Origin of the sequence: uncultured Gordonia sp. (assembly GCF_937858515.1) — a bacterium.
In the GTDB taxonomy this organism is placed as follows: Bacteria; Actinomycetota; Actinomycetes; order Mycobacteriales; family Mycobacteriaceae; genus Gordonia.
The window spans coordinates 1-6538 of sequence record NZ_CALLZT010000126.1 but is presented as its reverse complement, the minus strand read 5'-3'; the positions used below and the strand labels follow the sequence as shown (position 1 = coordinate 6538).

The following is a 6538-nucleotide window of genomic DNA, read 5'->3' as shown; positions in this document are numbered from 1 at the left end:
AGCGTAAACACACGCGTGATCGTCACCACTCCCGATCTACGGCTGTAGTACTAGGAGCTGATTCTCGGAATGAATGACTGAAGTGCCCCGAATCGACGCATCTTCGCGTCGCCTCATCGAGTCACTTCTGGAGTTGTCATGTCCGAAAACCATACTGTTCCTGTCCCTTCGACCGCCCTCACCGTTTCTGATCTGAGTTTTTCCTGGCCTGACGGTACGCCGGTGTTCACCGGCTTGTCGTTCTCCGTCGACCGCCGCACGCATTCGCTGGTCGGTTCCAACGGCGCCGGGAAGACCACCTTACTGCGGCTGATCGCCGGTGATCTGCGCCCCGCGACGGGCAGTGTCACCACGGTCGGCGACGTCGAGTTCGTCGCACAGAACCCGCAGGCCGACCCGACTCGCACCGTCGCCGACGTCCTGGCGATCACCCCGATCTTCGCTGCACTCTCCCGTGTGGAGGCCGGATCGGTCGATCCTGCCGACTTCGAGGTCATCGGCGACGACTGGGACATCGAGGAGCGCGCCCGCGCGATGCTCGCCGAATCCGGTCTGCCGCATGAGGATCTACAGCGGACCGTCAACTCCCTGTCCGGTGGCGAGGCCACACTGCTGACGATCTGCGGAGCACTGCTGCGCCGGCCGTCGGTGCTGCTGCTCGACGAACCCACCAACAATCTCGATTCCCGTTCCCGGGCAAGTCTTTTCCGGATGATCGACCAGTTCTCCGGCGTGCTGCTGGTGGTGACCCACGACCTGGAACTGCTCGAACGTGTCGAAGCGACGCTGGAGTTGCACGACGGGTCGATCCGGCTGTTCGGTGGGCCATACTCAATGTACCGGGAGATCCTCGACGCCGAACACGAAGCTGCCCTGGCCGCGGTCGGCGACGCCCGGTCTGATCTGGCCAAGCAGAAACGGGAGAAGGAGGAGGCCAACATCAAACTCGCCCGGCGTGAGCGCACCGCCCGAAAGGCGGAGCGGGAGAAGCGGGTACCCAAGATCATTATGGGCCTGCGGCAGAACGCGGCCGAGATCGCCGCCGGGAAGCTCGCGGGCAGGCACCGCGACGACGTGATCGCGGCCGCCGACCGGCTACAGGAGGCCCGCGACGGGGTCCGCGCCGACGCATCGGCACGCATCGCGCTCCCTGAGGTGACGCTCGCAAGCCGCGCCGAGGTGGTCGACGATGATCGCCTGAAACTGCTTGGCCCCGAAAGGGTTGCCGTCTCCGGACCCAACGGCTCGGGCAAGACCACGCTGCTGCGCTCGCTGATGTCCACCGCTGAGGCGATCTGCGTCCCGTACGCCTATCTGCCGCAACGCCTTCAGTTCGACGACGAGTCGAAGTCGTTGGTGGCGGCCCTCACCGCCGCCAACCCGGACGTCGGTGAGTACGAGATCCGCACCCAGCTCGCCCGGTTCCTGTTCCGCGGCAGGCGCGGTGATCAGCTGTTGTCGGAACTGTCCGGCGGAGAACGTATCCGGGCGGCGTTCGCGTCGGCCCTGCTGCACCGGCCCACGCCCAAACTGCTGATCCTCGACGAACCCACCAACAACCTCGACATCGACACCGTCGAGCAGCTCGCCTACGCCCTCGCCCGCTGGCAGGGCGCGCTGATCCTGGTGTCACACGACCCGGGGTTCGTGCAGCGGGTAGGCGTGGATCGAACAGTGACGGTGTAGTCGCGGACAGTGGCTGTCCGCAATCAGGGGCAACCTGCGTGTCATGGGCGGCTCATCACACAATATGATCCGGGTTCGGGGAGCCAGGCAGAACTCGCTGAAAAACATCGACGTCGACATCCCGAAGCATCAGTTGGTGGTGGTGACCGGGGTGTCGGGGTCGGGCAAGTCGTCGTTGGTGTTCGACACGATCGCCGCCGAGTCGGCACGTCAGCTGAGCGAGACGTTCTCGGCGTTCGTGCAGTCCCGGATGCCGAGCTACGCCCACCCCGACGTCGACCTGTTGGAGAATCTGTCGGCGGTGATCGTCGTCGACCAGAAACGTCTCAGCGGCGGACCACGGTCGACGGTGGGCACCATCAGTGATATCGGTGCTCGCCTACGGCTGCTGTATTCGCGGATCGCCCAACCGGCCGTCGGGTATTCGAATGCGTACGGCTTCAACGATCCGGCCGGGATGTGCCCCGGCTGTGAGGGACTCGGGGTGACCGCCCGGGTGGTGGAGGCCGCGCTGATCGACGACACGAAGTCGCTGGACGACGGCGCCATCGACTTTCCGATGTTCGCACCCGGCCAGTGGATGTGGAAGGCGTACGCCAAATCCGGATTCTTCGATCCGGCGATGAAAATCGGTGATTACACACCCGAGCAACGGCGCATCCTGCTCTACGCGCCGGCCGGTGAATTGCACGCTCCCGCCGGGATCGATGCGGTCGGCAGCACCTACGAGGGCGTGATCAGCCGGTTCAACCGCATCTATCTCCGCCGCGACCCCAATCCGTCAAGGGGTGCGCAAGGGGGGGCGTCCGAGCGTATCGTCCCCCGGGGGCCCTGCCCCGACGGGGGGGGTCCCCGCCTGTCGGAAGCGGTGCGCGGCAGCATGATCGGTGGACTGTCGATCGCCGATTGCAACGCGATGCAGATCAGCGACCTGGCCACGCTCGTCGCAGGGCTCGACGTACCCGCTGTGGCGCCGTTGATCGACAGTCTCCGTGTGCACCTGCAGCGGATGGTGACCGTCGGCCTGGGGTACCTGAGCCTGGACAGGGCCACATCGACGCTGTCGGGCGGTGAGGCGCAACGCATCAAGATCGTGCGGCACCTGGGCAGCGCGCTCGCGGACATGCTGTACGTATTCGACGAGCCGACGGTGGGACTGCATGCGCGGGACGTTGCGGCACTCGGCGCTCTGCTCTGCGAGCTTCGCGACCGCGGCAACTCGGTGCTGGTCGTCGAGCACGACCCGGACATCATGGCGATCGCCGATCACCTCATCGATATGGGACCCGGCGCCGGAGCCATCGGCGGAGCCATTGTGTACCAAGGTGATTACCCGGGACTACGCAAGGCCGGCACCGTCACCGGCCGCGGCCTCGCCCAGCCACGTCCGTCGGGGCGCGAGCGCCGGGCACCACACTGCTGGGTCACCATCACCGGTGCATCCACGCACAACCTGCGCGACGTCGATACCCGGATTCCGCGCGGGGTGATGACCGTGGTCACCGGCGTCGCAGGATCGGGGAAGAGTAGCTTGATCCTCGGTCACCTCCCGCAGGCCGAACCCGGCACGGTGGTGATCGACCAGCGGCCGATCCGCGGCTCACGCCGATCCAACCCGGCCACGTTCACCGGCATGCTCGACCCGATCCGCCGACTGTTCGCCAAGACGACCGGCACACCGATCGGTCTGTTCACCGCCAACTCGACGGGCGGGTGCACCGAATGCGACGGCAACGGTGTCATCTACACCGACCTCGCGTTCATGGACGGTGTACTCGCCCCGTGCGAAGCGTGCGGCGGACGCCGGTTCACCCCGGAGTCGCAGGCCATCACGATCGACGGGGTGAGCATCGCCGACGTCTACGAGATGAGTGTCGACGACGCGCTGGACTGGTTCGACTCCCGGCCCATCGTGCGAGTGCTGATGGGTCTGCGCGATGTGGGCCTGGAGTATCTGACACTCGGCCAGCCGCTCACCAGCCTGTCCGGCGGTGAACGCCAGCGTCTCAAACTCGCCACCCACCTCGGAACGCCCGGACACCCCATTGTTCTCGACGAACCGACCACCGGCCTGCACGTCGCCGACACCGCCCGCCTCATCGCATTGCTCGACCGTCTGGTCGACAGCGGTTCCACGCTCGTCGTGATCGAACACAACCTGGACGTGATCGCCGCCGCCGATTGGATCATCGACCTGGGCCCCGACGCCGGCCACCACGGCGGCCGGGTCGTCTTCGAGGGCACTCCCGAAAAGATGATCGATCACGGCACCGGCCACACCGCCACCCATCTCCGCCGCTACCTCTTGTGAGTTTGCTGTTGATCTCGTTTTCCGAGATCAACAGCAAACTCAGACAACATGATTCGGAGGCAATACCCGAGGAAAGCTCAGTAGCGGGCCAGTTCCGGGCCGAGGCGGGCGGATTTGCCGTCGGTCCAGCCGGGGACCTGGAGGATCGCCTGCCAGGCGTAGGGGATCTCGCTGGAGTAGTTGTGGCCGTGGCCGTCGGGTACTTTGTCGGAGGCGACCATGTCGGCGGAGATCTGCAGGAAGGTGATCAGCGGTATCCACCGGATGCCGGGGTGGACGTCGGGGCCGCGCTTTTCGCGCAGCCAATCCGGTTTGCGCAGAATGGTTCCCGGATCCCACCAGACCACCGGGTCGGAAGCGTGCTGTAGGAACAGGATTCGGCTTATGCTCGGCCACGGCCGCTTTTCGGCGGCGGCGATGTCGTGACGGTTGGCGACGAAGCGCACCAGGTCGCCGTTCTCGAACATCGGCAGCCGCTCCGGGCTGCCCTTGTCCCGGTCGCGCAGCGTCGCCTTCCACACCGGATTGTTGACGATGGGGCCGGCGAAGAACGCGCCGTCGGTGCGGGCGGCGATATCGGGGATGGTGCCGAACGGGGCCTCGGCTCCCGAGGTGCCCAGGCTTTCGCCGAACACCACCAGCTTGGGACGCTGCGCTTCCGGGATCTTGCGGACCCGCGCCGACACCGCCTCGAACAATGCCTGCCCCGCGCGGCGGCAGCGTTCGTTGTCGACGAGGAACGACAACCAGCTCGGCAGGTACGAGTACTGGATGGCAACGGTGGCGGTGTCACCGTTGTACATGTATTCCAGCGAGTCGACGGTCGACCGGTTGATCCAGCCGGTGCCGGTGGTGCCCGCGACCGCGATGATCTTGCGGCTGAACGCGCCGCTGCGTTCCATCTCGGCGACGGCGAGCTTCGCATTCTCCCGCGGGTCGCCCTCGCTTCCGAGGCCGACGTAGGAACGGACCGGTTCTTTCGCCGGGGCACCGTTGAACCGTTCCAGATCCGCCACAGTGGGCCCGGTCCCGATGAACACCCGTCCCTGCAGCCCGATCGAATCCCAGGTCACCAGCGAACCGGGCCCACCCGAACGCAGCGGCGACGTCGTCGGTTCGGATTCGGCGGTCGTCTCGTCGTTGAGTGCGGCGAACGACGAGTTCATCACCCGCATCGAGTATTTGGCGACCACACCGTTGAGGAGGAGGACGGTCAGCGTCGCGACGAGCAACGCCGAGGTGATGGCGGCGATCCGGGGTGGGGCGAACTTACGGAGCCGGCGAGTCAGCGCCCGCACGGCGTCGGCCCACGCCCAGCCGAGCAGCACCAGCAGGACGAAGACGATGTGCGAGACGAGCGCGATAGCCGGGTAGGCATGCCACGACATGTGTGACATCCCCATCAGGTCGCGGATTTCGTCCTGCGAGCGGGAAAACCAGAACAGCATGATCGGTGTGCCGGCCAGTGCCACCGCGATCAACGCGAGCCAGTGTGTCCGACGCGGATCCGGCCACGGCGAGTCGCGGGAGATCAGGTACCGGACCAGCCACGACAGGAAGACACCCAGCAGGTAGCCGGTGGCGGCCGAGATGGCGCTGATCAGTCCCTGGAACAGGGCGTCCCGCGGCAGCAACGACGGCGTCACCGACAGCCACAGCATCACCAGCGCCGTCGACAGTCCGGCGAGGCTGAAACGCGCCCGGTAGGCATGCACGAGCCGCGAGAGCAGTCCGTCGTTGTCGATCACGGTGTCGATGGTGTCGTCCACGCCGCTAGTCCAGGAGTTCGGCGACTTCGAGCCACTCGGCTTCGGCGGTTTCCTTTTGTTCCACAACCGATTTGAGTTCGGTATTCAGGGTGACGAGTCTCGCCGGATCGGTTGCGGCCACCACGAGGTCGGCGTGCAGTTTGTCCTCTTTGGCCGACAACTGTTCGATCTGGCGCTCAAGACGATTCATCGTCTTGCGTGCCTCACGGTGTTCGGCGGCGGACAGTCTGGGTGATTCGGCATTGGAATCACCCACGGCGGCAGCCTGTTTCGGTGCAGAGACGGGCGACGCCGAGGCCACGAGCTCATGCCGCCTGCGCAGATACTGTTCGATACCACCGGGCAGATTGGTGAGTTTGCCGTCGCCGAACAACGCCCAAGTACTGTCGCAGATCCGCTCGATCAGGTACCGGTCGTGGCTGATCACCACCAGGGTGCCCGCCCACGAGTCGAGGATGTCCTCCACCTGCTGCAGGGTGTCGATGTCGAGGTCGTTGGTGGGTTCGTCGAGCAGCAGCACGTTCGGTTCGGCCATCAGTACCCGCGTCAGTTGCAGGCGGCGACGTTCGCCGCCGGACAGGTCCCGCACCGGCGTGCGCTGTTTGGCGGGGGTGAATCCGAGCCGCTCGGCGAGCTGTGATGCCGACATCTCCTTGTCGCCCACCATGATCCGGCCGGCAACATCCTCGACGGCGTCGAGGACCCGCTGATCCTCATCGAGGTCGTCGAGTTCCTGGCGCAGCCAGCCGATCTTGACGGTGGTGCCCTCGAT

General features: G+C 65.8%; 4 protein-coding genes. 2 read left to right on the top strand and 2 right to left on the bottom strand.

Features of this window, described 5'->3' with window-relative positions:
- The first annotated feature begins 138 nt into the window (after positions 1 to 138).
- Together Q0627_RS11690 and Q0627_RS11685 are read left to right on the top strand one after the other, a co-directional pair.
- Positions 139 to 1686: an ABC-F family ATP-binding cassette domain-containing protein gene (locus Q0627_RS11690; RefSeq protein ID WP_298810063.1), complete on the top strand. Its 1548-nt coding sequence runs from the start codon at positions 139 to 141 to the stop codon at positions 1684 to 1686.
- A gap of 43 nt (positions 1687 to 1729) precedes the next feature.
- Positions 1730 to 3997: an excinuclease ABC subunit UvrA gene (locus Q0627_RS11685; RefSeq protein WP_298810060.1), complete on the top strand. Its 2268-nt coding sequence runs from the start codon at positions 1730 to 1732 to the stop codon at positions 3995 to 3997.
- A gap of 77 nt (positions 3998 to 4074) precedes the next feature.
- Here Q0627_RS11685 and Q0627_RS11680 read toward each other — a convergent pair whose 3' ends face one another.
- Together Q0627_RS11680 and Q0627_RS11675 are read right to left on the bottom strand one after the other, a co-directional pair.
- Positions 4075 to 5745 (bottom strand): alpha/beta-hydrolase family protein, encoded by a 1671-nt coding sequence (locus tag Q0627_RS11680; RefSeq protein WP_298810065.1) that lies wholly within the window; start codon positions 5743 to 5745, stop codon positions 4075 to 4077.
- A 25-nt stretch (positions 5746 to 5770) separates the two neighbouring features.
- Positions 5771 to 6538, bottom strand: a 768-nt coding sequence (locus Q0627_RS11675) for an ATP-binding cassette domain-containing protein (RefSeq protein WP_298810057.1), incomplete at its 5' end; no start/stop codon positions are given.

What these genes read in the sequence shown, in the direction of transcription:
- Q0627_RS11690 (WP_298810063.1), top strand. Translation starts at nt 139, where the DNA reads ATGTCCGAAAACCATACTGTTCCTGTCCCTTCGACCGCCCTCACCGTT.
- Q0627_RS11685 (WP_298810060.1), top strand. Translation starts at nt 1,730, where the DNA reads ATGGGCGGCTCATCACACAATATGATCCGGGTTCGGGGAGCCAGGCAG.